Below are 26,315 nucleotides of genomic sequence, written 5' to 3'. Positions count from 1 at the left end.
GCGCCGTGGGCAGTGGCCCGGCGTGGATCAGAGCTTGAGCAGGCGCTCGATCGCAGCATCCAGCGTCGCTTCATTCTTGGCAAAGCACAGCCGCGCGATGCGCTGCCCCGCCGGCGCGGCTTCGTAAAACGGCGACAACGGAATCGCAGCCACGCCCTTCTCGATGGTGAGCCAGCGGCAGAAGGCCACGTCGTCGAGATCGCTCACGGCCGAGTAGTCGACGAGTTGGAAGTAGCCACCGGGCACGACGAGCGGCTTGAGCTTCGTCGTCAGCAGCTGCTCGCGGAAACGGTCGCGCTTGGCCTGGTAGAACGCGCCGAGCCCTTCGTAGTGCGCCGGTTCGGCTTCGATCATTTCCGCGAACGCCCACTGCGCAGGAGCGAAGGTGCAGAAGGTGTTGTACTGGTGGACCTTGCGGAATTCCGCCGACAGCGCGGGTGGTGCGATGCAGTAGCCGAGCTTCCAGCCGGTGCAGTGGTAGGTCTTGCCGAAGCTGGAAACCACGAAGGCGCGTTCGCGCAGTTCCGGATAGCGCAGCACCGACTGGTGGCGCGCGCCGTCGAAGATGATGTGCTCGTACACCTCGTCGGACAGCAGGTAGATGTGGGTGCCGCTGATCAACGCCGTGAGCTGGGCGATGTCGTCGGCACTGAACATCGCGCCGGACGGGTTGTGCGGGGTGTTGATCATCAGCATGCGCGTCTTCGGGCTGACCGCGGCGCGGATGCGGTCCCAGTCGGGGGCGAAGGTCCGCGGATCCAGGGGGACGTGGATGGCGGTGGCGCCCGCGAGGTCGATGGCCGGTTCGTAGCAGTCGTAGCAGGGGTCGAGGACGATGACCTCATCGCCGGGGCGCACGATGGCGAGGACGGCGTCGAAGATGGCCTCGGATGCACCGGAGGTCACGGTGATCTCGGCGTCGGCATCGGGGCGGTAGCCGTAGCAGCGCTCGGTCTTGGCGGCGATGGCCTGGCGCAGCGCGGGGATGCCGGTCATCGGGGCGTACTGGTTCTTGCCTTCGCGCATCGCACGGTCGAGCGCTTCGATCAGGCGCTCGGGCACGTTGAAGTCCGGGAAGCCCTGGCCGAGGTTGACCGCGCCGTGTTCGACGGCGAGCTGCGACATCACGGTGAAGATGGTGGTGCCTACCTTGGGCAGCTTGGTTTCCGGGGTCATTGCGAAGACGTGCGATCTGGGAAAGTCCGAAGTGTAAGGAATGGCACCGCTGCGGACTAATGACAAACCCGCTAGTGTTGGCGATGGGCCGCTGTCGATGGATACACCTGTCATGAACGATGGGGAGACTGGGGTCATGCGCGAGCTGCAGATCGTCAATGCCGCTGAACTGGCCGCGGCCTACGCCCGGGCCGAGTACGCCGTCGCGCTCGACGGCGATGCCCTGCTCCTGCGCGTGGGCAGACCGGCGCAGGACCTGGAAGCGTATTGGCCGGCACGGCAATACGGCTTCATCACCGCGTGGAATCCGGCGTCGGTGCCGCATTCGGATGCCGCCAACGAAGCGGCCAATGCCGCGCTCGTCGCCCGGCTCGATGCCATCGGCGTACCGCGTCATCCTGCGCATGCCTATGACAAGGACGGCCACTGGGCCGAAGCCGGATGGCTGGTCGGAGACGTCGACGAGGCGCTGCTCGATCGGGTTGGACGCGAATTCGGCCAGGCGGGCGTGCTGGCCTGGGCCTTCGGCGAGCCGGTGCGGCTGCGGATGCTGATGCCCCGGCCTGCCCAGCCTGTGCCGGAAGCCTGCATCGACTGGGCCGGGGCCTGAACCTCCGGGCGACCGGGCGGCGACCCGGGCCGATCGCATAAAATCGCGGCTTCGCGGCCCGCTGCCGCTGCCTGCCCGGTTGCGGCCCTGGACAACGCCCTGGACAACACCCCGCCAAAGACCGCCCCTCCGCTGCTGGAGGCACGCGGCCTGCGCTTTTCGCGCAATGACGAACCGGTGTTCGGGCCGCTGGACCTGGCGGTCGATGCGAACGAGGCTCTGCTCGTACAGGGCGACAACGGCGCGGGCAAGACCACATTGCTGCGGGTGCTGGCCGGATTGCTGCGGCTGGACGAGGGCGAGATCCTGATCGAAGGCCGCAGGGCGGACGCTTACCAGCGTTCGCATGCCATCGCCTACCTCGGTCACCTGCCGGCCCTGAAGGCCGACCTGAGCTCGCTGGAAAACCTCGATTTCCTCTGCGGGCTGCACGGCCGGCGGGCGCAGCTGTTGCCGGAGCAGGCCATGGCGATGGTCGGGCTGGCCGGTTACGAGGATGCGCTCGCGCGGCAGCTGTCGGCGGGGCAGAAGAAGCGGTTGTCGCTGGCGCGGTTGTGGCTGTCGCCGGCGCCGCTGTGGCTGCTGGACGAGCCGTACGCGAACCTCGACCTCGATGGCATCGAGCTGGTCAACCGCATGGTGCAGGCGCACCTGCAGGACGGCGGCGCCACGCTGGTGACGACGCACGGCGCGTATGCCGCGCCGCCGGTACGGACGCGAATGCTGGTGATGAGGAAGCCGGCATGACGCACGCGATCTCCCCCGGCCTGAAAGCCTCGGCGCGCGCGCTGTTCCTGCGCGACCTGCGCCTGCTGTGGCGACGGCGCGGCGATGCGCTGCAGCCGGCGCTGTTCGCCTTGCTCGTGGTGACGCTGTTCGCGCTGGCACTGGGCAACGACCGGGCGACGCTGGCGAAATCGGCCGGTGCGGTGCTGTGGCTGGCCTCGCTGCTGGCCGGCCTGCTGGCGCTGGACACGCTGTTCCGCGGCGATGCCGAGGACGGCTCGCTCGAACAATGGATGCTGGCGCCGGTGCCGCTGGCCTGGCTGGTACTGGTGCGGACGTTCATGCACTGGGCGACGACGGCGCTGCCGCTGCTGGTCGCGGCGCCGCTGCTGGCGGAGCTGCTGCACCTGCCGCACTCGCAGCTGAACGTGCTGCTGGCATCGCTGGCACTGGGCACGCCGCTGCTGAGCCTGCTCGGCGCCGTGGTCGCCGCGCTGACGGTCGGAATGCGGCGCTCCGGTATACTTGTAGCCCTGCTGGCGCTGCCGCTTTATGTGCCGGTGCTGGTGTTCGGAGCGGGCAGCGTCGTCCAGGCGGCGCAGGGACTGGACGTCACCGGAGCGCTGTTGATGCTGGGGGCCGGGCTGGTCCTGGCGCTGGTGTTGGCCCCGCTGACCGCCGCCGCCGCGATCCGGATCGCCTTGAACTGATGTCCTTGACCGCGATCCAACCGACCGCCCAATTCACCTTCCCGGCCCTGTTCGGGAAGGACGTGAACGCATGAATCGGAACGCCAATTTAATCGTCCGCTGGTTCCACCTACTCGGTTCGCCGCCCTACTTCGACCGCTTCGCCGCGCGCTGGGCGCCGTGGGGTTATGGGCTGGGCCTGCTGCTCATGGCAGTCGGCGTGTATTGGGGCCTGTTCCACGTGCCTGCCGATTACCAGCAGGGCGACAGCTTCCGCATCCTCTACATCCACGTGCCGAGCGCGTGGATGAGCATGGCGGTGTACGCGCTGATGGCCGTGTACGCGGTGATCGCCCAGGTGTGGCGGATCAAGCTGTGCGAGATCCTCGCCATGGCATGCGCGCCGATCGGCGCCGCCTTCACCCTCATCACCCTGCTCACCGGTTCGATCTGGGGCAAGCCGATGTGGGGCACGTGGTGGGACTGGGACCCGCGCCTGACCACCGAACTCATCCTGCTCTTCATGTACCTGGGCGTGATCGGTCTCTACAACGCCATCGATGATCGCCGCGCCGCCGCGCGCGCCGCCGGCTTCCTCGCCATCGTTGGCGTGGCGCTGCTGCCGGTGATCCGCTATTCGGTGGTGTGGTGGAACTCGCTGCACCAGGGACAGACCATCAGCCTGCTGGGCAAGTCGACGATGGACGCCAGCATGATTCCGCCGCTGGTCATCATGATCATCGGCACCAAGCTGTGGTTCGTCGGTGCCCTGCTCGCCCGCGCCCGCGCCGACAACCTGCGCCGCGAGTCCGGCAAGGCCTGGGTCGCGCAACTGGCGGAGCCACGCGCATGACTACCGCTGGCATGACCTATGTCAATTACCTGATCGCCGCCTATGCGGTATTCGTGATCGTGCTGGGCTGGGACTACGTTGCCACGCACCTGCAGATCCGCCGCCAGCTTCGCAACGCCCGCCTGCGCGCTTCGCGCGAAGCCGCACGCACTTCACGCAACGAATTGAGCCGATGAACCCGATCCGCCGCAACCGCCTGATCTGGATCGCCGCACTGGTCGCCGCCGCCGGCATCGCCGCGGCGATGATCACCTACGCGATCCAGCGCAATATCACCTATCTCTTCACCCCCAGCGAAGTGCTGCGCGGCGAGACTGGCGCACATGCGCGCTTCCGCCTCGGCGGCATGGTCTCCGCGAATTCGTTCCAGCGCGCGCAAGGCTCGCTCGAGGCGCATTTCCGCGTCACCGACGGCGACGCGGAAATGCCCGTGGTCTATACCGGCATCCTCCCCGACCTGTTCCGCGAGAAGCAGGCGGTGATCGCCACCGGCCGCATGGAAGGCAACCACTTCGTCGCCGAGCAGGTGCTCGCCAAGCACGACGAGACCTACATGCCGAAGGAAGTCGCCGACAAGATGGGCATGGCGCACAAGAAGCACGACGTCGAGATCCAAGCTGCGGCACCCGTGGCGGAGACCAGGTAAGCCGTGCTGCCCGAGCTTGGCCAGATCGCCCTCATCCTCGCGCTGCTGGTCGCAGCGCTGCAGGCCATCCTTCCGCTGATCGGCGCGCAGCGCGGCATTCCCGCGTGGATGGCGATCGCCCGACCGGCCGCATTCGCACAGTTCGCGCTGGTCGCGCTCGCGTTCGGCGCGCTGACGTACGGATTTGTCAGCCAGGACTTCTCGATCAAGTACGTCGCGATCAACAGCAACTCGCTGTTGCCGATGGTCTATCGCTACACCGCGGTGTGGGGCTCGCACGAAGGTTCGCTGCTGCTCTGGGCGCTGATCCTGTCGATCTGGACGGCGGCGGTCGCGCGGTTCTCGCAGCGGTTGCCGGCCGAAGTCATCGCCCGCGTGCTCGGCGTGATGGGCGCGGTGGCGTTCGGCTTCCTCGCCTTCCTGATCTTCACCAGCAACCCGTTCGAGCGCCTGCTGCCGGCAGTCGCCGAAGGCCGCGACCTGAATCCGCTGCTGCAGGATCCGGGGATGATCATCCATCCGCCGATGCTGTACCTGGGTTACGTCGGGTTCTCGGTGCCGTTCGCGTTCGCGATTGCCGCATTGCTCGACGGACGCATCGATGCCCGCTGGCTGCGTTGGACGCGGCCCTGGACCAACGTCGCATGGGCGTTCCTGACCCTCGGCATCGCGCTGGGTTCGTGGTGGGCCTATTACGAGTTGGGCTGGGGCGGCTGGTGGTTCTGGGATCCGGTCGAGAACGCGTCCTTCATGCCCTGGCTCGCGGGCGCGGCCTTGCTGCATTCGCAGGCGGTGACCGAGAAACGCGGGAGCTTCCGCGGCTGGACGCTGCTGCTGGCCATCGCGACGTTCTCGCTGTCGCTGCTGGGCACGTTCCTCGTGCGCTCGGGGGTGCTGACCTCGGTGCATGCATTTGCGTCCGACCCCGCGCGCGGACTGTTCATCCTCGTCTTCCTGGGCATCGTGATCGGCGGATCGCTGGTGCTGTATGCGTTGCGCGCGCCATCGGACGATAGCGGCGCGCCCTTCAACGTGGCTTCGCGCGAAACCCTGCTGCTGGCCAACAACCTGCTGCTGTCGACGGCATGCGCGATGGTGTTGCTGGGCACGCTGTATCCGCTGCTCGCCGATGCCCTGGACCTCGGCAAGATTTCGGTGGGTCCGCCCTACTTCGCGCTGATGTTCATGGTGCTGATGGCGCCACTGATCCTGTTGTTGCCGTTCGGCCCGGTCACGCGCTGGCAGCGCGAGCAGGTATCGAAGCCGCTGGCGATGCTGTTGCCGTGGGGCGTGCTGGCGCTCCTCGTCGGCGTCGCCGCCTACTTCCTGACGCCGCAGTCGTCGTGGAAAGTGCTGGCGGGCGTGCTCGCGGCCGTGTGGATCGTCGTCGGCACCCTGCGCTTCGTGTGGACGCGCTTCGCGCAGGCCGGCAGGCAGTTCACCGCGGAAATGCTCGGCATGACGCTGGCCCACTTCGGCATCGCCATCTTCCTGGTCGGCGCCTTGCTGACCGAAGGCCTGAGCCAGCAGCGCGAAGTCGCCGTGGCCCAGGGCCAGAGCGTCGAACTCGGCCGCTACGCCTTCCGCTTCGACGGCGCGGAGCGCTACCAGGGACCGAACTACATCGGCGATCGCGGCACCGTCACGGTGTTCCATGACGACGCACCCGTGACGGTCCTGCATCCGGAAAAGCGCGCCTACACCAGCGGTGGCCAGGTGATGACCGAAGCCGCGATCGACCCCGGCTTCAGCCGTGACCTGTACGTGGCCATGGGCGAGCCGCTGGGCGGCAATTCATGGGCGCTGCGCGTGCACGTGAAGCCGTTCGTGCGCTGGATCTGGGGCGGTGCGCTGCTGATGATGCTGGGCGGACTGGTGACGGCGACCGATCGCCGCTTCGCGAGGACCGAAACACGCCGGGTGGCAGCCGGTGAGGCCATGGAGACAACCGCGTGAGCGAACCCAAGCCGATCGTGCGCCGGCCTTTGATGCGCTGGGCACCGTTGCTGGTCGTGGGCGTACTTGGCCTGCTGCTTGCCGCTGGCGTGTGGATGAGCCGCAACCCCAACCGCGAGGCGCTGCCCTCGCCGCTGATCGGCAAGACCGCGCCCGCGTTCGAGCTGCCGGTCCTGCACGAAGCCGGTCGTCTCTTCGGCACGCGGGACCTGCAGGGCGCGCCCTATCTCCTCAACGTCTGGGGCAGCTGGTGTCCGGCGTGTCGCGACGAACACCCGGTACTGACGCGTTTCGCTGAAACCAAGCGCGTGCGCGTGGTCGGGTTCAACTGGAACGACGAGCACGCCGACGCGCTGCGCTGGCTGGAAGAGTTCGGCAATCCGTACTGGATCGTCGTCACCGATCGCGACAGCAAGGCCGTGATCGACTGGGGCATCTATGGCGCACCGGAAACCTTCCTCGTCGATGGCAAGGGCGTCGTGCGCTGGAAGTTCGTCGGGCCGCTGACCGACAAGGTCATTGCCGATGAACTGCTGCCCAAGCTCGCCGAGATCGAGCGCGGCCAATGAAATCCTCCGGTTTCCAACGCGTACGACTTGCGCTGCTTGCGGCCGCCTCCGTCCTGATGCTCTGCGCATCGCTGGCCGTTGCCCAGCCGGGAAAACCGGAAGCGCCGCTGGCGTTCACCAGCAGCGCGGAGGAAGCGCGCTTCCATCATCTCGCCACCGAACTGCGCTGCGTGATGTGCCAGAACCAGTCGCTGGCGGACTCCAACGCACAGATCGCCCGCGACCTGCGCCGGGAAGTACTGGACCTGATGCGGCAGGGCAAGTCGGATCGCGAGATCAAGGATTTCCTGGTCGCCCGTTACGGCGAATTCGTGCTGTATCGCCCGCAGGTTGACTCCACGACCTGGCTGCTGTGGTTTGGGCCCGCGCTGGTGCTGCTGGCAGGCGGGTTCATCGTTGCGTCCGTCGTGCGCAGGCGCGCAGGCACGGCGACTACAGTCGCTGACGACGAACAGGAGTGGTGAGGTGACGCTTTTCGTTTTTGCCGCGGCGGTGATCGTCGTGTCCGTGCTTGGCCTGGTCCTGTTCCCGCTGTGGCGCGTCAGCCGCGGTCTTGCGATGGGCATGATCACGTCGATCGGCATGGTCGCCGCCATGCTCTACCTGCTGGTCGGCACGCCACGCGCGCTCGACCCTGCGCAGCGGCACGCACCAGAAACGCTGGCCGATGCGATCGGCCAGCTCGAGACCGAGCTGCAACGCAACCCCAACCAGCCCGAAGGCTGGCGCCTCCTCGCCCGGTCGCAGGCCGCGCAGGGCCGCATGGCACAGGCGCGTGATGCCTATGCGACCGCGGTGAAACTCGCACCCGACGAACCCGACCTGCTCGCCGAAGCAGCCGAAGCGCGTGCCTTGGCCAACGAGGGCCGTCGCTTCGACGCCGACGCCGTCGCCCTGCTCCGCCATGCGCTGGAAATCCAGCCCATGCACCAGCGGGCGCGCTGGTTCCTCGGCATCGCCCAGCGCCAGGCCAAACAACCCGCGGAAGCGGCGAAGACATGGGAGCCGTTGCTCGGCATCGTCGACGCGACCACCGCCGGCAGCCTGCTCGAGCAGATCAACGCGGCCCGCACCGAAGCCGGACTGGCGCCGTTGTCCGCGCCTGCTGTCGAGAAAGCACCCACGTTGTTGCGCGTCACCGTCGAACTGGCCCCCGAGTTGCAGAAGCAGTTGGGCGCGAACGACGCCTTGTTCGTCATCGCCCGCCAGGCCGGCGGCCCGCCGATGCCGGTCGCGGTAAAGCGCGTGCCGGCCAGCGGCTTCCCGCTCACGGTGGAACTCGGCGACGGCGACAGCCCGATGCCGACGATGAAGCTCTCGCAGGCGTCCAAGGTGGAAATCCTCGCCCGCGTATCGCGCCAGGGCACCGCCAATCGCGCGGCTGGCGATCTCGAATCCGCCGCGCAGGCAGCGAAGACCCAGGCTGGCGCGGCCTATACGCTGCGTATCGATCGCGTCGTCCAATAGCCCTGCGGCTTTGCCGCTGCTGTGGGAAGAGCAGCTCGCTGCGCTCTCTCCCCTCACACCCCAAGGGTGCTTCCTTCGGGGCGTCTGCCCTTCGGGCATCTTCTCCCCGCAGGCGGGGAGAAGAAGAATCCCGCTGTTCGATATCCCTCTCCCCTCAACGCAATTCCTCCCCCTCTCCCCGCATCGCGGGGAGAGGGTGCCCGAAGGGCGGGTGAGGGGCGCGAGCGCAGCGAGCTGCTTTTGCGTTTGCCTCTCTCACCGCATCGCCTCACGGCCCGCAGCGTTCCAGCAGCGCCACCATAAGTCGCTTGCAATTACATAGCGCGCTATCTAAATTGCATACCCATGGCCACCCCGTCCTCCCTCGACAGCAAAGCCGCCCGCGCCCTGAAGCTGGACAACCAGCTGTGCTTCGCGCTGTATTCGACCTCGCTGGCGATGACCAAGATCTATCGCAAGCTGCTGGCCAGGCTGGACCTCACCTACCCGCAATACCTGGTCATGCTGGTGCTGTGGGAGAACGACGAGATCACCGTGTCCGCCATCGGCGAGCGCCTGTTCCTGGACTCGGCGACCCTGACGCCCCTGCTCAAGCGCCTGGAAGCCAATGGCTTGTTGACGCGCGAACGTTCCGCGCAGGACGAGCGCCAGGTCGTGATCCGCCTCACCCGCGCCGGCAAGACCCTGCAGGCCAAGGCCGCGCAGGTGCCCGAAGGCATCTACTGCTCCGCCGGGCTCTCGAAGGAGCAACTGGTGACGCTCAAGGCGGAGCTCGAAGGCCTGCGCGCCAACCTCCACACCGACGCAGAGCCGTAGCGGCTGTCCCCTCGGCACGCGCAGAGTTCAACGCACCCCAATCAAGTAGCGCGCTATTTAATAGCAAGAACGTCAAATCCCCCGCCCCGCCCCACCCCACAAGGAACCGCAACCATGGCTCTCGACAAAGTCCTCTACACCGCCACCTCCACCGCCACCGGCGGCCGCGACGGCCGCGCCGTCTCCTCCGACAAGGTGCTGGACATCCAGCTCTCCACCCCGCGCGAACTCGGCGGCGCCGGCGGTCCCGGCACCAATCCCGAACAGCTGTTCGCCGCCGGCTATTCGGCCTGCTTCATCGGCGCGCTGAAGGTCGTCGCCGCGCGCGAAAAGGTCGCCCTCCCGGCCGACACCGCGATCACCGGCCACGTCGGCATCGGTCCGGTCGGCCAGGCCTTCGGCATCCAGGCCGAGCTGCAGATCTCGATCCCGGGCGTGCCGCGCGAAACCGTGGAAGACCTGGTCGCCAAGGCCCATCAGGTCTGCCCGTACTCCAACGCGACCCGCGGCAACATCGACGTCACCCTGACCATCGTGTGATTTCGTCCCGCGCATGGCATGGGACACGCGCTGTGTTCCATGCCACGCGCGCCAGCATTGCGCCTGCCGTGCGGGAATCGTGGCGGCCGTTGTTAAACTTCGGCCCCATGACCGAATTCATTCCCGTAGGCACCCGCTACTTCGACCTGCCCTCGCCCTTCGCAATGAAACGCGGCGGCGAATTGCGCAATGCCCGCGTCGCCTTCGAAACCTGGGGCGAACTCAATGCGGCGCGCGACAACGCGATCCTGATCGTCACCGGCCTTTCGCCCGACGCGCATGCGGCGGCGAACGAAGCGAACCCGGAAGCCGGCTGGTGGGAGCCGATGGTGGGACCGGGCAAACCGATCGACAGCGATCGCTGGTTCGTGATCTGCGTGAATTCACTGGGCAGCTGCAAGGGATCCACCGGCCCGGCGTCGATCGATCCGGCCACTGGCGATATTTACCGCCTCGATTTCCCCGACCTTGCGGTCGAAGACGGCGCCAATGCCGCGGCGCACGTGGTGCGCGCGCTCGGGATCGGGCGCCTGGCCTGCGTCGTCGGCAATTCGATGGGGGGAATGACCGCACTTGCGCTGCTGCTGCTGCACCCGGGTATCGCGCGCACGCACATCAACATCTCCGGTGCGGCGCGCGCACTGCCGTTCTCGATCGCGATCCGCTCGCTCCAGCGCGAGGCCATCCGTCTCGACCCGGAGTGGAATCACGGCAACTACACCGATGCACGTTACCCGGAATCCGGCATGCGCATGGCGCGCAAGCTCGGTGTCATCACCTACCGTTCCGCCCTGGAATGGGACGGCCGCTTCGGCCGCGTGCGCCTGGAATCCGATCGGCCCGACGAAGAGCCGTTCGGCCTCGAGTTCCAGGTGGAGAGCTACCTCGAAGGCCATGCCCGCCGCTTCGTGCGCCGGTACGACCCCAACTGCTACCTCTATCTCAGCCGCTCGATGGACTGGTTCGACCTCGGCGAATACGCCGGCGGCGACGCCATGGCCGGACTGGCGAAGATCCGCGTGGAGAAGGCGCTCGCGATCGGCGTGCACACCGACATCCTGTTTCCGCTGCAGCAGCAGCAGGAAATCGCCGACGGCCTGCGTGCGGGCGGCGCCGACGCGGACTTCCTGCCGCTGGAATCGCCGCAGGGCCATGATGCCTTCCTGGTCGACATCGACCGCTTCGGCCCGGCGGTCGGCGGCTTTCTTGCCGGGCTTTGAACGGTAGGCCGCCAGCCCAGCGGCAGGGCCCTCCAGACGAAACCGCACGGCAGAATCTGGACGTAGGCCCACGCCCGCAAGCGGCTGGACCGCTAGAATGGGTTATATGGACATAACGCAAGCTCATCAGCCCGACCCGCTGCCCGACTTCGACTTCCGGGGCCACGACAAGCTGGTCGCTGCCATCGATGCCGCCGTCACCGCTGGCGACGCGCACGCCGTCACCGCCGCGCTGCGCAACGTGCTGTGCCGCATGATCCGCGACCGTGACGTCGAACTGCCCGCCTGCGTGCACGACCCGATCGAAGACCACTACGCGCGCCGCGAGCTGTATCGCAGCCCGCAACATGGCTACAGCGTCGTCGCCATGACCTGGGGTCCGGGCCAGGGCACGCCGGTCCACGACCATTCCGGACTGTGGTGCGTCGAAGGCGTCTGGGACGGCGAACTGGAGATCGTCCAGTACGAACTGCTCGAGCGCGATGGCGACCGCTTCCATTTCCGCGCCGCCGGCGGCATGCACGCCGGCCCCGGCAGCGCCGGCAGCCTGATCCCGCCGCACGAATACCACACCATCCGCAACGCCAGCGACAGCAACGTCGCCATCTCGCTGCATATCTACAAGGCGCCGATGGAGTGCTGCTCGATGTTCGTGCCGCGCGAGGGCGAGTGGTTCGTCCGGTTCGACAAGACCATGTGCACCGACGCGACCAGCTGATTGTCGTGATGCCGGGCTTGCCCGGCATCGTTTTATCAGCCCGCAACCGATTGCCAACAACTGCGCCGGGTACCCCGGCATACCGGGGACACGGATGCTTACCGACCTGCTGCTCGCCTCGCTGCACCACCTGCTGTTCTTCGCGCTGATCGCCATGCTGGTGAGCGAATCCGCCCTGCTGCGCGGAACCGTCGACGCCCCCGCGCTGCAACGCCTCGCGCGCCTAGACGCCGGCTACGGCATGGTCGCCGGCCTCCTGCTGGCCGTGGGCCTGCTGCGCGTCTTCTATGGCATCAAGGGCGCTGACTTTTATCTGCACAACCCGTGGTTCCACGCCAAGCTGGGTTGCTTCGTGCTGGCGGGCCTGCTTTCGATCCTGCCTACGATCCGCTTCGCCCGCTGGCGCAAGGCCCTGCACGCGAATCCGCAATTCGTGCCGGCGGCCCCTGAAGTCGCCTCGATGGCGCGGATCGTCCGCTTCGAACTGGCCCTGGTCGCCGCGATCCTGGTTTTCGCCGCGATGATGGCGCGCTACGGCGGTTTCTGAATCCGGCCGCCGAGTTCCGGGCCCAGCCGCCCTCGGCTATACTGCGCGACCGCGCCGGAATGGCGGAATCGGTAGACGCAGCGGACTCAAAATCCGCCGCCCTTAAAAGCGTGTGGGTTCGAGTCCCACTTCCGGCACCAACACAGGATTTCAAGAAGTCGCGTGAAATCCGAAGAGTCCACAAAGACCCCGCGAAAGCGGGGTTTTTTGTTGCCGTAGCGTCCAGAACCGTCCGCTAGAATCCAGACCACGGAAGGGGCAATACTGGGGCAAACGGCGTACGCATCGGTCTTGTGCCCGATTTGGGGGCAAGCAACTTGTGCCCCAGCAACAACTTGCCCCCTGGCATTGAGGTAGCTAGGCCTCTATCGGTGCCTTATTTCCAAAATACGCATGCGCCTTTTCATAAATTGGTCGCACAGCCTTGTCCATCGCTTCTGCATCCAATGGCGAGAGAACCATTGCTACGCCTAAGGAAAGCTGTACGAATACCATGATGTTATCCACGTGATGGATCAACTCATCCCACTCGATCGTGATGTCCCCCCACGTGTCGTGCATTGTGTAGATGGCCAGAACCTCCTTTCCGCCATGCACTACGCCAGATAGCTCCCTTTGGTGACTCTTGACCGTCTTGAGCAACTTGTCCTTATCCCAGCCAAGGTGGTGGCTGGCTTCCGCGGCCACTTCTGCAATGTAGATAGGTCGCTTCCCGCGATTGGGCATCCTCCCCCTCTTACGGAAATTCATCAGTTCCTTATGACTAGCAGCTTTGGCGAAGAATGCCGAGCGCAAGACGTACTCCATCTGGGTACGCTGCATGATCAACGCAGCTACCCAGTATTCCTCAGGATGCGTGCTCAACAGTGTATAGATCGCCTCGGCAGCATCCATCGCCGCTATGACAAGCGGGCAAGCCGTAGCTGACCGCTCGTCAATCTTGATCTTCAAATCGCCTAGGACTGGCTTCGTCTCACGGACCAGCTGAAGCGCGGCGCTGGCACGATCTCGCAACTTCTGGGAAGGCAGAGTCACAATCATTTCCCCATTTTGGCTGTATCCGAACCTGCTCATCGAGAGATCACCGAAATCATCGGCGACCCACTAGGCCTAATACGCGCAGTTATGTATTCCTCTCATTCACCAGAATGGCATCCGTAGCAGCCCAGCCAAAACGAGCCACTCCCGAGTGTCTACTTTTAGGCCGGAAGCCGACGCTAGCGTGATGCGCGATGCCATCCTCATCTCTGCGCTCGGTCATTAGAGGACACCACTCATCCGCTTCAGGCATCCTCTCGACTCGCCAACCTCTCGAAGCCTGCGCGCACCTCTCGCGGCAGCGCAACATCAGTAGCATCAGCCGCTGCAAGAATGAGCGCGCAAAGAAAGCTCTCATCGTTCGTAGTTAAGGAGAGTGCATGCTTAATCACTGGAACGGTCCGCTGGGGGCGACTTAACCGGAACGCTTCTGACTCAACGATCCTAGACCATGCGCTTCGCTGCCATGCGGAAATAATTGGTACGAGGCTTGCCCTGAAGCTCGATCTCTGGGCCTGTTGCAGGAAGCGTACGCCCGCCAATAAGTAGTCTCTCGGAGTTGCAGGAACATCGTTCCGAAACGCCATAGCATTATCGATGAGGACATCTTCAAACGATGCCGGAGGCAACCTATCGCTGCCCGATCTTGCACGCGAGAAAATGTCCCCTCCAATAACGCCTGGACCGAAGCACGAATCGAGCGCTGCAAATAGCTCCAATAGAGCGTCCGGCGCCTGCCTGCATGCGCAAGAAATGGCATAGGCGAAGACGGCATCGTTAGCGAGATGGTCATGCTTCGAGGAAACATCGCTCAATGCTATTGCCGGGATAGCTTTTCGTTCCGGATTAAGAACATCGAAATCCCGCCTGAACTCCTCTACATGATCTGAGAGATACGCTATCCCTTCGATATGGCCAAGCAGATGGCGCACGAAGCCGTCCGGGTTCATGTCCTCAATATCAATCTCGAGCCGCTTCGAGCGAAGACTGATCTCCAACATCGGAATTGGTCCATCGCTGAGTCGATCGTAGAGACCGTCCAGAATCCCGACAGCCTTTCGACTCATCAGCTCGGCCTCTGCAAGCATGTACCAAGCGATATCGATCGACCCCAGTGGTCGATCCGCTATCTCCTTTACTGGTTCCGGATTGCTGCAAATACCTGGCCGCATCGAGATTGTCTCGCCGCCAAGCACCACCACCCTGCCTGCCATTGTTGACTGCAGCCAAAGCACCGTATGGCGTAAGAGATGGTGGCAGTGGGCGCATCTGAGCGCGGATTCCGGCCTGATTCGGCCAAGTGCAATCAGCCCTTCGGCCAAGCCCCTCAGACACCGCTCGACCTTTCCAGTCTTGAAAGCTGCTACGGCTGCGTCCGCACCAAGGCCAACGGACATCGCTTTCATGTCTGGCAGCTTTGCCTTTGATGCGGAGATCTTGGCCTCAAGGAACCATTCCTCAGCCTGCCCCCAATCATTGCAGATTGCTGCGCTTATCGCGGCTTCACGCAACGCGAACGCTCGCTCAACATTATTGTTCTTACCTACCTCGTCCGCAATTCCTCGAAGTATGGTGAGCGCGCGCTCATGATTTCCCGCCCTCCAGTAGACCTTCGCGCGCGCCCTGGAGATGAGCACGTCTTCGCCGTTCTCGATCACAGCGTCGTCAAGTACCTTCAATGCCCCCTCGAAGTCACTGGCGTACTCATCCAACATCACGGCACGCGCAATCCAGCACTGGATTGTTAGGGACCGAAATCCCCAACTGGAGGTTTGCGCCGCCATGCGCCGATAGCGCTCGGCGGCATCAAGCGCGTTCAGCCCATTATCCTGCTCGGCCACCCAGGGGCTGTTGATCAGTACGGAAAAGTCGGAAGTGTGCTCTTCGATCGGTCGCAAGAGCATTGCTCGCTGCTCAGGCCCGATTTCATCTAACTGTGCAAACACATGCTCGAGCTTTGCAACGCTAGCCAGATTTGACCCACCGATGGCGAAAAGCACCCCAACAGTGCTGCTACCCATTCCAGGCTTCGCCTCCAAGTTCGCGAGCAACCTCCTCGAGAACTCATTACCGGTCGCAATGGCATGGAACCTCAAAAGGAGCTCGACCCAGTTGTCGAGATAGTTGGCTATCCCCATCGTCCCGAGGATTTTCCCGAGACTCAGCATCTGGAACATATCGCGAGATTCCCCGCGCTTTAGCTGTTCTGATTCTTTCAGAAGGGCGCGAACACATTTTGCAATGCTGCCTTTATCTTGTCCCGCGGCAAGCACCTTGAACTGCACCAAACGCAGCATCGATGATATGTAAACATTGTCCGGGTAGATAAGCTTTTCTGTATCGAACACCCTCAACAGCGCGAGGCTCTCTGCCAGGAAATTGATCACCTTATCGCCCGAGGTCAGGAGCTTCGAGGTAAGCGAAACCAGCACCTCTTCGTTCTTTCCGAGCATTGCGTGCAGGATGATCTTGTCGATATCGCCGGCATCGACTGTCCGCCCAGACATGAGCTGCGATGCGATCTTCCCGTGGATCGCCTGCTGTTCATCTGGGATCAACATCTCCTGTCCAGATTTATCAGCCAATGGCGAGATACGATAGCTGTCACGTCCCATCGTTTCGATCCACGGCCCGATCAAGGAGTCCAAGGCTTCTCCAGCTTGGACAATCGGCGGCGGCGCGGTGGCGATGCTAAGTGCGGCACCGCGATTGAAGGTCCCTATCGTTAAGCTCAGTCGGTAGAGCAAATTCCTGGCGCCCTCTGGGAGCACCGATATGAGTGAGCGGCGCGCGGCCTCCCGCTCGGCCGCTATGTCTCCGGTGGATAGACCAGCACTGACGATGGCTGGAATCTCCGAGCGAGGCCAGCCGCGTGCGGCCATGCCGGCAATGAACGCATGCACCAGTTGCGGATGTCCGAACGCGCCACTCACGTGGGCGAGCTTTCCCCAGAAACTTGCGTCACCGCCATGCAGCTCCACCAATCTCGCCGACTCTTCTTCAGAGAAGTAGGGACAATCAATAGAGCATCCAGGATTCTGACCAACGTTCGAAAGCGCCTTGGGTGTAGGCGCGGCATAGGACGTAACAATCACTGCGATATCGCGCCGGTTCAATGCTTCGAACAGACGCGCCGACAAGGCTGCGAGATTGGGGTCATTGAACTGGTTCAGATCTTCGAGGATGACGACCGGTGCATGTATGCCGCCCAGCCGCGACAGGAACGCATCCAGACGACTACGCGTTTCCTCCGTGCTAGCACCTCGGAAATCGACAACGAAATAGTTCTCGCCAACTCTTTCGGCTACTGCCCGCGATACCGACGATTTCCCAACCCCGCTCGCACCGGCGACGAAACAGGCACCAAAGGTGCGCAATCGATCTTCAATGCCCTTTTCAATCTCCGGCCTCGGCACTGCCCGTTTGCTTGCAGGAAGGTCGGATCCGTCGACAAGCCAAGAGGGGAGACCGAGAGCAACAGGTAGCCCGGCGGCGGAACCGCCAAGCATCTGAGCCAACAGCCCTGACGACGCTTTGGCAAACACGTCCATAACGGCTATCGGGACGGACACTCGAGATGCGCTGTCTATGAAGGCAATAAGGTCCGCGCGGGTGAGAACCCGGTCGGCAGGCGAGTCACCAATGCTCTTTTCTAGGACGTGATGAAGGAGCAGGTTTGAAATCTGCAACGCATCCGGCGCAGGAATCCCAAAGGTATCGCGGCCAACAACGACTAGGCGGTCTCGGAACTCTTTGCGTAGAGAAGCCAGGTCCGGCTTCCCACATTCCCAATGGATCTTGCGAAACAGGTCGCGACGGAGCTCGTCATCGCCTCTGGATCTGACGAATTCACGTACCGCCTTCGCAAACTTGTCGCTATCCAGTATTTCGCGAAGTGGCTTTACGTCCGCCCCTTTCGCTGCGCGTCGCCAGTAGACGAGCCCCGGACTACCCCCGGGACGGTCCTGTAGTGTCTTCTCCGTCCCGATGTCCGAGGTCGTGAAGTACCTTAGGTGCACGTCGACCCCAGCATTCGAGGCCGTCAGCTTGACGAAATTTAGTATCGCTTCGCGTACGCTATCCGTGTTTAGCGTTACTTTTCCCGATGCTTGCGTATCTTTGACCTGGACGGCGCTTATGGCGTCCTTAGCGACGACAGCATAGTCCTCTGCAACTTCAAGGTAGATCTTCGATGTCGCTTCGACATCAAGCCAGGCTAGCGCGGCCGCTGTGACCTGGTATGCGTAGCCTCGAAGGGAGTCTATGGCTTGACGCGCAGCGTCCGCCTGTGGGATCAATCCGTCTGCGCCGGATGTGAGTACGTCCTGGTCTTTCATTTCGCCTAGTGCTAGCTAGCCATTAAGGTCCTAGCCTACCGCACCGCCTTAGACGCAAGAGGCCAGAGGAATACGGACCGGGACTGCCCAGTTGGCCTGCGCCTCCACGAAACTTCCAGCAACTGAGGAGTCTGGTCGCGTACGGACGACCGGCCCAAGCCCGATCCTGGGGCAAATTGGGCGAGGGCAAGGACTTGTTGATGAGTGTCCGCTTCCGGCAAAGCGCTTCTCAGAACCTCACTCACCCGGCCACCAAGCTCCGCGAACAACATCGTCCAGCTCGCCGGCCAATTTCTGAAAGCAATCAGCCAACGCAGGCCGCGACAGCAGCACCTCTTCGCCGCCGGCGGTAGTACACAGCTCAGTAATAGGAAAAGTCTGATTTTTCTGACTTACAGCGCAGCCAGCCCACCCGTTCGAAATCCAACATCGTCAGGTCGACATTCAATGCTCGACATGGCCAGCGTTGTAGCAAGCGCGGCAGGCGCCTAGACGAGCAGCAACTGCCAATACCCCACGTCGATCCAGCGGTCCTGCTTGAAGCCGACCTGCTTGAAATGCGCGACCTTTTCAAACCCCAGTCGTTCATGCAGCGCGATGCTGGCTTCGTTCGGCAGCGCGATGCCGCCGATGACGGCGTGCAATGACTGCGCGCGTAGTGCTTCGATCAACGCGGCATACAACACCTTGCCGATGCCCTGCCCGGCTTTCGATACGTCCAGGTAGACGGTCGACTCGACGGAATAGCGGTACGCGCATCGGCCCTTCCACTTGGAACCGTACGCATACCCCGACACTTCGCCGCCTGCCTCCGCAACAAGCCAGGGGAGGTTCGCCATCAGCGTTTCGGTGATGCGTTCTCTCATGTCGGCAACCGACACTGGATCAGTCTCGAAGGTGATGCAGGTGGTTGCGACGTAATGGTTGTAGATCGCCGCAATCGCGGCGGCGTCGTCGGGTCCGGCAGGTCGGATGTTCATGGGGTGATGTTCCCGGTTCGGCAGGACTGCCGGCAAGCGCGGAGGGTTGACGTCCGATATTATTTCCATAATATTGGAATTATGGAAATGTCATCCTCCCTCGCCTGCCTCGCCGCGCTGGGCCACGAGTCCCGGCTGCGCGCCTTCCGTCACCTTGTCGAGGCCGGTCCCGACGGTTTGCCCGTCGGCGAGCTGCGTGACCACCTGGACCTTCCGCCCGCCACGCTTTCCGCACATCTGAACGTGCTGCGCGCGGCCGACCTGGTACTCGACCAGCGCGAAGGCCGCGTCATTCGCGTCCGCGCGAACTACGAGCGCATGGACTCCCTCATCGCCTACCTCACCGAAAACTGCTGCGCCGGTTCCGGCGCATGCGACCCGACGCCCTCCGCCTGCAAGCCGCGCAAGAAAGGAATGTCAAAGTGAATCGCTTCCACCTCCACCTCAATGTCGCCGACCTCGACGCGAGCGTCCGCTTCTACACCGAGTTGTTCGCTGCGCCGCCGACGGTCCGCAAGGGCGATTACGCGAAATGGATGATCGAAGACCCGCGCATCAATTTCGCCATCTCGAACACCGGCCGCGCACCGGGCATCGATCATCTGGGATTGCAGGTCGACTCCAGCGACGAGCTGGCCGCACTCGGCAAGCGTCTCGACTCCGCCGGCGGCACCGTCGTACCCGAAGACGCGGCGGTGTGCTGCTACGCGCAATCGGACAAGCTGTGGACCGAGGACCCGCAGGGAACCCGCTGGGAGACGTTCCACACCTTCGGCCACGCCACGACCTATTACGCGGCCGAAGCCGCCTGTGCGACCGATGGCGCGGCCTGCACACCCGATGTCGCCGCCATGAAGCCGAAGGCCGCCACCATGGGCACGTCGTGCTGCTCGCCTGAATCCGGGTGCTGCTGATGAAGCGCGTCCTGTTTGTTTGCGTCGAGAACTCGAACCGCAGCCAGATGGCGGAAGCGTTCGCCCGGATGCTGGGCGGCGCCGGCGTGGAAGCCGAAAGCGCCGGCTCGCGGCCGTCGGGTGTGGTGAATCCCAAAGCCGTCCGCTTCATGGCGGAGCTGGGCTACGACCTGACCGCGCATCGTTCGAAATCCCTCGACGAAGTCCAGGGCGATTTCGATGCGGTCGTGACGATGGGCTGCGGCGACGAATGCCCGTGGGTGCCGGCGAAGCGGCGCGAGGATTGGGCGTTGGCCGACCCCAAGCACATGGACGACGACGGGTATCGCGCCGTTCGCGATGACATTGCGGCGCGCGTGCGTGCGCTGCTGGCGGTGCTGTGATGCGGTTGTCGCGTGCACTGCTCGCCGAGGCCCTTGGCACCCTGCTATTGCTCGCAACGGTCGTTGGCTCGGGGATCATGGGGGTTCGCCTGGCGCAGGGAAACGACGGGATTGCCCTGCTCGCGAATGCAGGCGCGACTGCCGCGATCCTTTACGTCCTGATCGTGGTCTTCGGGCCAACGTCTGGCGCGCACTTCAATCCAGCCGTGACGCTGGCCATGCGCATTCGCGGCGCGATCGACACCCGCACTGCGATGGCCTACGTCGTCGTGCAGTTCATCGCGGCCATCATCGGCGTTGCACTGGCGCACGCAATGTTCGACCAGGCGTTGCTGCAACCGGGCACGCACGTACGCGAAGGTGCAGGACAGTGGTTGAGCGAAGGTGTCGCGACCTTCGGGTTGCTGCTGACCATCCTCCTGGGCATCGCCCACCGACCGGCAGCCGTGCCTGCCCTTGTCGGCGCCTATATCTTCGCCGCGTACTGGTTCACGGGGAGCACGTCATTCGCGAACCCGGCAGTTACCCTGGCGCGCTCCCTGACGCAATCCTTTGCGGGCATCCGCCCCACCGACGTGCCCGCCTTCATGGCCTCGCAATTCGCCGGCATGGGATTGGCGCTAGGCATCGCAGCGATTCTTGCCCGCAATGATTCGGGGGTACAGAACCCCGGCGATGCGCCGACCATTCTGGAAAATCAGTAACTAAAGATGAGTGTGCGGTGCCCACTTCCGGCACCGGTAAAAAACGAAGGGTTAGGCTTCGCGGCCTAGCCCTTTGTTTTGCAAACACCGGCTTTGGCGCAGCACCTTGGGGCTCTACATGACTGACACCAGAAAGGCGCTGTGTTCAGCACACAACGGTGTGGATGTACAACTCGGATTGACCAGATTTCCCAAACAGCTGTCCGGCTCGGGCTATCTGGATTGAATTTCCGTGTCGCCTGAAAACAAGCTCCCACCGCCGGGGGAAATCGCATACATACCAATCGCCGGCAAGAGGACGTTCGCTGACGACCTGGGGAAAAACAAGCCCATCAGCCAAGCGGCCAATGACTTCAAGCAACAATTGCAAATCTCCTGGCTCCAGCTTCCTTGTCAAGCCATCCAGATCCCGCACAAATTGCCAGGAGACTTCAACGGCGCCAGCAAGCTGCTCGGTTATTCCTTCTTCGACACGCACAATGGCCTGGCGTGTTACGTCGCTCAGCAAGATGCCATCTGCAGAGGAAGCGATGCTCCACTTTGCGGGCTTCTTGCCAAAACCGAGATGGTTTCGTATGAGGGTGGCCAGTGAAATCATTCGGAGTCCCATCAGTTCGCAAGCTCTTAAGCAATCGCTCCATTGCCGGATCAACGCTAGTTGACGATTGATTTTCTGGGTCGATAAAAATGCGAACAAATCGTTCGTGGTTTGCGAACGACAGGACGTCTGGGTGGCCGCGAGCCGCCCTTCCTGGAACAGCCACTGGACCTACGGCGGGCTGGGCCGACAAAACCCGCCAAAACGCGGGTTTTTGTTGCACGAAGATGTGCTGCTGGCCGAGCCCAGCCCAACTGCACGTTCGCATACAGGTGAAACCCGACACGCACCGCCGGATCATGGCGAGGCAGCGTCTCCGCTTGGTCGGTGCGCTGGCCTTGACCCTGCCGATCGGCGCAGCGTTCGCGCAGGCTGCCTCCCACGATGAACCGGTGACCCTGGGCACCGTCGAGGTGACCGGCAGCCACATCCGCCGGGTCGAGTTCGAAACTTCGCAGCCGCTGCTGGTGCTCGATCGCGCCGACCTGCTACGCACCGGCCTGAGCAATGTCGGCGAGATCCTGCAGCAACTGCCGCAGCACGTGTCCGACTTGAACAGCGACTACAACGCCGACCCGACATCAGCCAACGGCGAAACACGGGTCGACCTGCGCAATCTGGGTGCCAACCGCACGCTGGTGCTGCTCAACGGCCACCGTTATGTCACCTCGCTCGACGGCGCGGTGGACCTGGGCAGCATTCCGTTGCCGATCGTGGACCGGATCGAAGTGTTGACCGATGGCGCGTCAGCGATTTACGGCTCCGATGCCATCGCTGGCGTCGTCAACATCATCACGCGGAACAGCTACGAAGGAATCGAGGCCAGCGCGTATTACGCCAGCAGCGAGCATGGCGACGGCGAGCGCCGCACCGCCGACATCACCTGGGGCCGCGAAGGCGCGCGCGGCGGACTGTCCGTGAACCTGTCCTACGCCGACCAGAAGCCGATCTGGGCCGGCGACCGAGCGATCTCCGCCGTACCGACCTACGGTCTGCCGCCGAACGATGCCTTCTCCGGTGCTTCGATCAATACGCCGGACGGCCGCATCGGTTTCGGTCCGGGTGGCAACCTGCTCCCCGACGGCGAAGAAGGGCAACTGACCTGGGATGCGCAATTGTCCGCCCACCGCCCGTTCGACCTCCACAGCGATGCCTACAACTTCGCGCCCGAGAACTACCTGCGCACTCCCTACGAACGCACGGCGCTGTTCGCGCAGGGGCATTACGATGTTTCCGACAGCGTGGCCTTGCACGGAACCGTGCTGCTGCAGCGGCGGATCTCGCGCCAGCAGCAGGCGCCCACGCCGATCTTCCAGTTCGGTGGCGGCGGCGAAGCGAATCAGTACGACATCTCGCCGGACAATCTCTACAACCCGTTCGGGCAGCCGGTGACCTTCTTCTCCTTCCGGCCGTTGAACCAGCCGCGCCGTTTCAAGGAGGACGTGCAGACACGCTATGTGTCGCTGGACATGGACGGGAGCTTGCGGATCGGATCGCGCGATTTCGCGTGGAATGTGAACTTCATCGACGCGCACACCGACAAGGATTTCTCGATCAGCGGCGGCTACGATCTGAATCGGCTCGGGCTGGGCGTCGGCCCGTCGTTCCTCGACAGCGCAGGCCAGCCCCGCTGCGGCAGCCTGGCCACTCCCATCGCGGACTGCGTGCCGCTGGACTTCCTGCACGGGAGCACCGGTTTCACCGATGCCATGCTCGATTACATCGCCGCAAAGGGGAATGTCGAAGAAGAACGTAGCCTGACCGACCTCAGCCTCAATATCACCGGGAAAGTAACTGACCTTCCTGCCGGCCCACTGGCATTGGCGGTGGGCCTGGAGTCCCGGCGCGAAGGTGGCAGCGTCGAGCCCGATCCATTGCTGAGCAACGATGCCCTCGACTTCGGCGGCAACGTGCCGGAGCCGGTCGACGGCGAGATCCGCGTCAACGAGGCCTACTTCGAACTCGACCTGCCGCTGCTGGCAGGGAAGCCCTGGGCGCGCAGCCTCGACGTCAACCTGTCGGCGCGCCTGTCGGACTATTCCACGTTCGGCAGCACCACCAACTACAAACTGGGCGTGGCCTGGCGACCGCATCCGGACTGGCTGTTGCGCGCGACATGGTCGCAGGGCTACCGGGCACCTTCCACGAGCGAGCTGTTCGCCGTCAGCGGATCGTTCCGGCAGACCGGGTTCGAGGTGCAATTCATCGATCCGTGCTTCGGCGAGATCAGCGGTGAACTCGCGGAACGCTGCCACGCCGCGGGCGTGCCGCTGGAAGGCTTCGATCCGCAGATCGGGCCGCAGACGCGCTTCGGCTCCAATCCGGGCCTGCAGCCGGAACAGGCGCGCAATCGCGGCATCGGCGTGGTGTGGAGTCCCGCCGCGCTGAGCGGTCTGGACCTGACGTTGGACTGGTGGTGGATCGAGCTGAGCAACACTATCGACGACATCCCCTACTTCGATCTGCCCAGGCTGTGCTACGCGCAGGGCATCGAAAGCGCGTGCCTGCAATTGCAGCGCGATCCGGCCACCGGCGTGCTGACCGACATCGATTCGCGCCTGTTCAACTACGGAACCTACTGGATCGAAGGCTACGATTTCTCCGTGGACTATCGCTGGAGCAGCAGCTGGGGCGACTTCCAGCTCGCCTGGAGCAGCGTCTACCTGAGCCGCTACGACAAGGAGATTCCCCGCGGCGCCCCCGCCGTGAGTACGGTGGGCAACTACTTCTTCCAGGATCCGGACTGGCGCCTGCGCTCGGTGCTGTCGCTGGACTGGAACCGGAATTCACTGGGCGCCACGCTGCGATTGCGCTACTACTCGGCCCTCGATGAAAGCTGCGAGCTGCCCGCGGGGGCCGACCGGCTCGACTTGTGCGATCGTCCCGACTTCGCGAGCCCCGTCTTCGGCGGATTCCCCGAGCACATCATCGATCCGCGCACCTACGCCGACCTGCAGTTGCGCTGGCAACCGGTCCACGGCATGGAGTTGAGCCTTGGCGTCAACAACGCCTTCGACCGCGATCCGCCGGTGTCCTACAACGTCTACAACTCCTACGATCCGGCCTACGACATACCGGGGCGATTCTGGTACGCGAACTGGCGGCAGCGTTTCTAACTCCGACGGTGTAATCCTGCGCGCCGTTATCCGTATCCCTGGAACTTCCGTCTTGAGGTCCAGAACGCGGCGATGCTGCACATAGAGAAGGCCCAGTCTTCGAGGATTGAAACCCTCTAGTGGCTGAGCCTTCCGTTGCCGGAGTTGTTGCAGCGAGTTTTCAGGCTCGTTACTTATTCTCCGACGGTGTTAGGGTACTGCAGCGCCTGTTATTGCAGGATCAAGACAAGCTTAGGCAGCACACAAAAAAGCCCCTGCAAGTCGCGCTTTTTCGCACCGCCCCGCATTCAGTCAGCAAAGCCCGAGCCCATGCGCAGGACCGCGAGCAGCAGCAGTACCAGGGCAACCGCGCTGGCCCAGGCGAGCAGTGCGCCGAGCATCCCCATCCATTCCCGGCGGCGCGCGAAGTAGCCCAGCAGCGCCAGCGTTGGCACGATCAGCAATGCCAGGAACATCAGGCCTTCGATGAGACTGTTCCTGCCAGAGGCAAAGCTGGCCATCATCGGAAGGGCGACCGCCACCCACAGGAACGTGAACGCGATCGTCGCCCAGCCCAACCCGAACCCCACGCGCAGCGTGCCCTTCGTTGTACGGGCGATGCCGCCGTCCGCCGGCCGCGATGCCGGCGGCGCATAGGGGGAATTGTCGATCGTCACTGCCACTAACGGCTCCAGGGCCACCAGCCGCGGCCCGTCTGTGCGTAGCGATCCGCCGCGCGCTCGAACGGATTACGCACGCTGATGCCGCCGCACACGAGGTACAGCGGCAGGAACATCAACCCCAGCGCCATGTACTGGTAGACATGGGCACGCTCATGGTCGGCAAGCGCGATCGGTGCCTCGTCGCCATGCCCCGCGCGATGCGCGTACGTCACGCAGGTCGAATCCAGCGTGTCGCCGGTATGGAGGATCACATTGCCCAGCGTCAGGGCCCCGCCCGGCCCCCACGGCCAGCGATGGAACACCAGGGCGAGGTCACGGGGACGCCAGTGCGCGTGTGCGCCAAAAGCCAATCCCACGATCCCCGCGATCAGGCCCAATACGGTGTTGGGCAGGGCCCACACCAGGCCAAGCATGATCGCCAGGCGACGCAGGACTGGATTCAACTGCCCTCTTCCGGAATCAGCAGCCACAGGATCAGGTAGACGAGGATGCCGGGGAATGCCGCGGACGCAATCGACAGGACGACGTAGATGACGCGGACCAGCGTCGAATTCCAACCGAAGCGCTGCGCAATGCCCCCCATCACGCCGGCCAATATGCGGTCGTGGCGGGAGCGGGAAAGCGATCTCGTAACATTCATGGGAGCCGCTCCCAGGAGGTTAAGGCGAGTCTAGCGTGCCGGGCTTGGGTTTGCCTTGCGCATTTCCAGCAGCCGCGCGCGCAGCCAGGCCGCCGAATTCACGACTGGCTTGCCCGGGCAACGCACGCTGTAGGCGCGGCCGCTCATGCTGCTCTGCGTGCCGGCGCGTTCGATGAACTCCTCGGCCGTGGCCACCATGTTCCGCTCTCGCAGCCATTCGTATTTGCGGCGCAGGTGTTCCTCCGCCTTTTTTGGCGGGTACCAGCTTCCGTTGCGCTGGAAGTCGCACCCCGACGCGCCGAGACCGGCGATCAGCTGTTCGATTTCGCGCGCCGCTGGCTGCGGCGGAGCGGCCATCGACGGCAGCGCCCAGAGCAGGCCCAGCAGCAGGAATCGGTTCATGCCCACAA

General features: G+C 63.8%; 29 protein-coding genes and 1 tRNA gene. 22 read left to right on the top strand and 8 right to left on the bottom strand.

Annotated features, from left to right (window positions below; genetic code table 11):
• Positions 1-27 precede the first annotated feature (27 nt).
• On the bottom strand, positions 28-1,176 hold the full coding sequence (locus tag ACXJJ9_RS04355) for a pyridoxal phosphate-dependent aminotransferase (RefSeq protein WP_457095983.1): 1,149 nt from the start codon (positions 1,174-1,176) through the stop codon (positions 28-30).
• A gap of 136 nt (positions 1,177-1,312) precedes the next feature.
• On the opposite strand from ACXJJ9_RS04355, the gene ACXJJ9_RS04350 reads away from it, so the two are divergent.
• The 16 genes from ACXJJ9_RS04350 (at position 1,313) to ACXJJ9_RS04275 (ending at position 12,673) form a co-directional block, all read left to right on the top strand.
• Positions 1,313-1,786 carry a DUF3293 domain-containing protein gene (locus tag ACXJJ9_RS04350; RefSeq protein WP_457095982.1) on the top strand — a complete coding sequence of 158 codons (474 nt, stop codon included), beginning with the start codon at positions 1,313-1,315 and terminating at the stop codon, positions 1,784-1,786.
• Positions 1,787-1,885: 99 nt separating this feature from the next.
• Positions 1,886-2,533, top strand: coding sequence for a heme ABC exporter ATP-binding protein CcmA (gene ccmA / locus ACXJJ9_RS04345; RefSeq protein WP_310053824.1), 648 nt, complete (start codon positions 1,886-1,888; stop codon positions 2,531-2,533).
• Entirely contained in the window at positions 2,530-3,222 is a 693-nt protein-coding gene (gene ccmB, locus ACXJJ9_RS04340) for a heme exporter protein CcmB (RefSeq protein WP_457095981.1), read from the top strand. The genes ccmA and ccmB overlap by 4 nt, the downstream gene beginning before the upstream one ends.
• A gap of 70 nt (positions 3,223-3,292) precedes the next feature.
• Positions 3,293-4,054, top strand: a complete 762-nt coding sequence (locus ACXJJ9_RS04335) for a heme ABC transporter permease (protein WP_457095980.1) — start codon at positions 3,293-3,295, stop codon at positions 4,052-4,054.
• The gene (ccmD, locus tag ACXJJ9_RS04330; protein WP_430537925.1) at positions 4,051-4,230 is read left to right on the top strand and encodes a heme exporter protein CcmD; all 180 of its coding nucleotides are present in this window, start codon (positions 4,051-4,053) and stop codon (positions 4,228-4,230) included. Before ACXJJ9_RS04335 ends, ccmD begins: the two co-directional genes overlap by 4 nt.
• Complete coding sequence (gene ccmE / locus ACXJJ9_RS04325; RefSeq protein WP_457095979.1) at positions 4,227-4,700, top strand: cytochrome c maturation protein CcmE; 474 nt, start codon at positions 4,227-4,229, stop codon at positions 4,698-4,700. The genes ccmD and ccmE overlap by 4 nt, the downstream gene beginning before the upstream one ends.
• Before the next feature lie 3 nt (positions 4,701-4,703).
• Entirely contained in the window at positions 4,704-6,656 is a 1,953-nt protein-coding gene (locus ACXJJ9_RS04320) for a heme lyase CcmF/NrfE family subunit (RefSeq protein ID WP_457095978.1), read from the top strand.
• On the top strand, positions 6,653-7,225 hold the full coding sequence (locus ACXJJ9_RS04315; protein WP_457095977.1) for a DsbE family thiol:disulfide interchange protein: 573 nt from the start codon (positions 6,653-6,655) through the stop codon (positions 7,223-7,225). The genes ACXJJ9_RS04320 and ACXJJ9_RS04315 overlap by 4 nt, the downstream gene beginning before the upstream one ends.
• Positions 7,222-7,689: a cytochrome c-type biogenesis protein gene (locus ACXJJ9_RS04310; RefSeq protein WP_457095976.1), complete on the top strand. Its 468-nt coding sequence runs from the start codon at positions 7,222-7,224 to the stop codon at positions 7,687-7,689. Before ACXJJ9_RS04315 ends, ACXJJ9_RS04310 begins: the two co-directional genes overlap by 4 nt.
• A gap of 1 nt (position 7,690) precedes the next feature.
• Positions 7,691-8,692, top strand: coding sequence for a tetratricopeptide repeat protein (locus tag ACXJJ9_RS04305; RefSeq protein WP_457095975.1), 1,002 nt, complete (start codon positions 7,691-7,693; stop codon positions 8,690-8,692).
• A gap of 345 nt (positions 8,693-9,037) precedes the next feature.
• Positions 9,038-9,508 carry a MarR family winged helix-turn-helix transcriptional regulator gene (locus ACXJJ9_RS04300; protein WP_457095974.1) on the top strand — a complete coding sequence of 157 codons (471 nt, stop codon included), beginning with the start codon at positions 9,038-9,040 and terminating at the stop codon, positions 9,506-9,508.
• A 114-nt stretch (positions 9,509-9,622) separates the two neighbouring features.
• Positions 9,623-10,048 carry an organic hydroperoxide resistance protein gene (locus ACXJJ9_RS04295; RefSeq protein ID WP_457095973.1) on the top strand — a complete coding sequence of 142 codons (426 nt, stop codon included), beginning with the start codon at positions 9,623-9,625 and terminating at the stop codon, positions 10,046-10,048.
• A 107-nt stretch (positions 10,049-10,155) separates the two neighbouring features.
• Positions 10,156-11,268: a homoserine O-acetyltransferase MetX gene (metX, locus tag ACXJJ9_RS04290; protein WP_457095972.1), complete on the top strand. Its 1,113-nt coding sequence runs from the start codon at positions 10,156-10,158 to the stop codon at positions 11,266-11,268.
• A gap of 106 nt (positions 11,269-11,374) precedes the next feature.
• Positions 11,375-11,986 carry a cysteine dioxygenase gene (locus ACXJJ9_RS04285; RefSeq protein WP_457095971.1) on the top strand — a complete coding sequence of 204 codons (612 nt, stop codon included), beginning with the start codon at positions 11,375-11,377 and terminating at the stop codon, positions 11,984-11,986.
• 94 nt (positions 11,987-12,080) lie between these two features.
• Positions 12,081-12,533, top strand: coding sequence for a DUF2214 family protein (locus ACXJJ9_RS04280; protein WP_310052248.1), 453 nt, complete (start codon positions 12,081-12,083; stop codon positions 12,531-12,533).
• A 53-nt stretch (positions 12,534-12,586) separates the two neighbouring features.
• Positions 12,587-12,673 (top strand) — tRNA-Leu (locus ACXJJ9_RS04275).
• A gap of 217 nt (positions 12,674-12,890) precedes the next feature.
• Here the strand turns inward: ACXJJ9_RS04275 and ACXJJ9_RS04270 are convergent.
• The 3 genes from ACXJJ9_RS04270 to ACXJJ9_RS04260 form a co-directional block, all read right to left on the bottom strand.
• Complete coding sequence (locus ACXJJ9_RS04270) at positions 12,891-13,574, bottom strand: hypothetical protein (RefSeq protein WP_457095970.1); 684 nt, start codon at positions 13,572-13,574, stop codon at positions 12,891-12,893.
• Positions 13,575-13,816: 242 nt separating this feature from the next.
• On the bottom strand, positions 13,817-17,908 hold the full coding sequence (locus tag ACXJJ9_RS04265; protein ID WP_457095969.1) for a tetratricopeptide repeat protein: 4,092 nt from the start codon (positions 17,906-17,908) through the stop codon (positions 13,817-13,819).
• A 488-nt stretch (positions 17,909-18,396) separates the two neighbouring features.
• Positions 18,397-18,924: an arsinothricin resistance N-acetyltransferase ArsN1 family B gene (locus tag ACXJJ9_RS04260; RefSeq protein ID WP_457095968.1), complete on the bottom strand. Its 528-nt coding sequence runs from the start codon at positions 18,922-18,924 to the stop codon at positions 18,397-18,399.
• A gap of 51 nt (positions 18,925-18,975) precedes the next feature.
• On the opposite strand from ACXJJ9_RS04260, the gene ACXJJ9_RS04255 reads away from it, so the two are divergent.
• The 6 genes from ACXJJ9_RS04255 (at position 18,976) to ACXJJ9_RS04230 (ending at position 24,603) form a co-directional block, all read left to right on the top strand.
• Positions 18,976-19,314, top strand: coding sequence for an ArsR/SmtB family transcription factor (locus ACXJJ9_RS04255; protein ID WP_457095967.1), 339 nt, complete (start codon positions 18,976-18,978; stop codon positions 19,312-19,314).
• A complete protein-coding gene (locus ACXJJ9_RS04250) occupies positions 19,311-19,802 on the top strand; it encodes an ArsI/CadI family heavy metal resistance metalloenzyme (protein ID WP_457095966.1) in 492 nt (163 codons plus the stop codon). Before ACXJJ9_RS04255 ends, ACXJJ9_RS04250 begins: the two co-directional genes overlap by 4 nt.
• Positions 19,802-20,185 (top strand): arsenate reductase ArsC, encoded by a 384-nt coding sequence (locus ACXJJ9_RS04245; protein ID WP_457095965.1) that lies wholly within the window; start codon positions 19,802-19,804, stop codon positions 20,183-20,185. The genes ACXJJ9_RS04250 and ACXJJ9_RS04245 overlap by 1 nt, the downstream gene beginning before the upstream one ends.
• The gene (locus tag ACXJJ9_RS04240) at positions 20,185-20,889 is read left to right on the top strand and encodes an aquaporin (RefSeq protein WP_457095964.1); all 705 of its coding nucleotides are present in this window, start codon (positions 20,185-20,187) and stop codon (positions 20,887-20,889) included. Before ACXJJ9_RS04245 ends, ACXJJ9_RS04240 begins: the two co-directional genes overlap by 1 nt.
• Before the next feature lie 232 nt (positions 20,890-21,121).
• Positions 21,122-21,481: a hypothetical protein gene (locus ACXJJ9_RS04235; protein ID WP_457095963.1), complete on the top strand. Its 360-nt coding sequence runs from the start codon at positions 21,122-21,124 to the stop codon at positions 21,479-21,481.
• Between the two features lie 344 nt (positions 21,482-21,825).
• Positions 21,826-24,603 carry a TonB-dependent receptor domain-containing protein gene (locus ACXJJ9_RS04230; protein WP_457095962.1) on the top strand — a complete coding sequence of 926 codons (2,778 nt, stop codon included), beginning with the start codon at positions 21,826-21,828 and terminating at the stop codon, positions 24,601-24,603.
• Between the two features lie 287 nt (positions 24,604-24,890).
• On the opposite strand, the gene ACXJJ9_RS04225 is transcribed toward ACXJJ9_RS04230, so the two are convergent.
• The 4 genes from ACXJJ9_RS04225 to ACXJJ9_RS04210 are packed head-to-tail and all read right to left on the bottom strand — an operon-like array spanning position 24,891 to position 26,307.
• Positions 24,891-25,265: a hypothetical protein gene (locus ACXJJ9_RS04225; RefSeq protein ID WP_457095961.1), complete on the bottom strand. Its 375-nt coding sequence runs from the start codon at positions 25,263-25,265 to the stop codon at positions 24,891-24,893.
• On the bottom strand, positions 25,265-25,678 hold the full coding sequence (locus ACXJJ9_RS04220) for a hypothetical protein (RefSeq protein WP_457096158.1): 414 nt from the start codon (positions 25,676-25,678) through the stop codon (positions 25,265-25,267). Before ACXJJ9_RS04220 ends, ACXJJ9_RS04225 begins: the two co-directional genes overlap by 1 nt.
• 26 nt (positions 25,679-25,704) lie before the next feature.
• On the bottom strand, positions 25,705-25,905 hold the full coding sequence (locus ACXJJ9_RS04215) for a PspC domain-containing protein (RefSeq protein ID WP_310052162.1): 201 nt from the start codon (positions 25,903-25,905) through the stop codon (positions 25,705-25,707).
• 30 nt (positions 25,906-25,935) lie between these two features.
• Positions 25,936-26,307, bottom strand: coding sequence for a DUF5329 domain-containing protein (locus ACXJJ9_RS04210; protein ID WP_457095960.1), 372 nt, complete (start codon positions 26,305-26,307; stop codon positions 25,936-25,938).
• Positions 26,308-26,315 lie beyond the last annotated feature (8 nt).

The organism is Lysobacter sp. P5_B9 (assembly GCF_054049835.1).
This window is presented reverse-complemented; position numbering and strand designations above follow the sequence as displayed.

Coding starts and splice junctions, on each gene's coding strand:
- ACXJJ9_RS04270 (WP_457095970.1), bottom strand. CDS start 13,574: ATGATTGTGACTCTGCCTTCCCAGAAGTTGCGAGATCGTGCCAGCGCC.
- ACXJJ9_RS04255 (WP_457095967.1), top strand. CDS start 18,976: ATGTCATCCTCCCTCGCCTGCCTCGCCGCGCTGGGCCACGAGTCCCGG.
- ACXJJ9_RS04220 (WP_457096158.1), bottom strand. CDS start 25,678: ATGCTTGGCCTGGTGTGGGCCCTGCCCAACACCGTATTGGGCCTGATC.
- ACXJJ9_RS04210 (WP_457095960.1), bottom strand. CDS start 26,307: ATGAACCGATTCCTGCTGCTGGGCCTGCTCTGGGCGCTGCCGTCGATG.
- ACXJJ9_RS04240 (WP_457095964.1), top strand. CDS start 20,185: ATGCGGTTGTCGCGTGCACTGCTCGCCGAGGCCCTTGGCACCCTGCTA.
- ACXJJ9_RS04355 (WP_457095983.1), bottom strand. CDS start 1,176: ATGACCCCGGAAACCAAGCTGCCCAAGGTAGGCACCACCATCTTCACC.
- ACXJJ9_RS04245 (WP_457095965.1), top strand. CDS start 19,802: ATGAAGCGCGTCCTGTTTGTTTGCGTCGAGAACTCGAACCGCAGCCAG.
- ACXJJ9_RS04350 (WP_457095982.1), top strand. CDS start 1,313: ATGCGCGAGCTGCAGATCGTCAATGCCGCTGAACTGGCCGCGGCCTAC.
- ACXJJ9_RS04280 (WP_310052248.1), top strand. CDS start 12,081: ATGCTTACCGACCTGCTGCTCGCCTCGCTGCACCACCTGCTGTTCTTC.
- ACXJJ9_RS04295 (WP_457095973.1), top strand. CDS start 9,623: ATGGCTCTCGACAAAGTCCTCTACACCGCCACCTCCACCGCCACCGGC.
- ACXJJ9_RS04265 (WP_457095969.1), bottom strand. CDS start 17,908: ATGAAAGACCAGGACGTACTCACATCCGGCGCAGACGGATTGATCCCA.
- ACXJJ9_RS04300 (WP_457095974.1), top strand. CDS start 9,038: ATGGCCACCCCGTCCTCCCTCGACAGCAAAGCCGCCCGCGCCCTGAAG.
- ACXJJ9_RS04285 (WP_457095971.1), top strand. CDS start 11,375: ATGGACATAACGCAAGCTCATCAGCCCGACCCGCTGCCCGACTTCGAC.
- metX (WP_457095972.1), top strand. CDS start 10,156: ATGACCGAATTCATTCCCGTAGGCACCCGCTACTTCGACCTGCCCTCG.
- ccmE (WP_457095979.1), top strand. CDS start 4,227: ATGAACCCGATCCGCCGCAACCGCCTGATCTGGATCGCCGCACTGGTC.
- ccmB (WP_457095981.1), top strand. CDS start 2,530: ATGACGCACGCGATCTCCCCCGGCCTGAAAGCCTCGGCGCGCGCGCTG.
- ACXJJ9_RS04335 (WP_457095980.1), top strand. CDS start 3,293: ATGAATCGGAACGCCAATTTAATCGTCCGCTGGTTCCACCTACTCGGT.
- ACXJJ9_RS04310 (WP_457095976.1), top strand. CDS start 7,222: ATGAAATCCTCCGGTTTCCAACGCGTACGACTTGCGCTGCTTGCGGCC.
- ACXJJ9_RS04215 (WP_310052162.1), bottom strand. CDS start 25,905: ATGAATGTTACGAGATCGCTTTCCCGCTCCCGCCACGACCGCATATTG.
- ccmD (WP_430537925.1), top strand. CDS start 4,051: ATGACTACCGCTGGCATGACCTATGTCAATTACCTGATCGCCGCCTAT.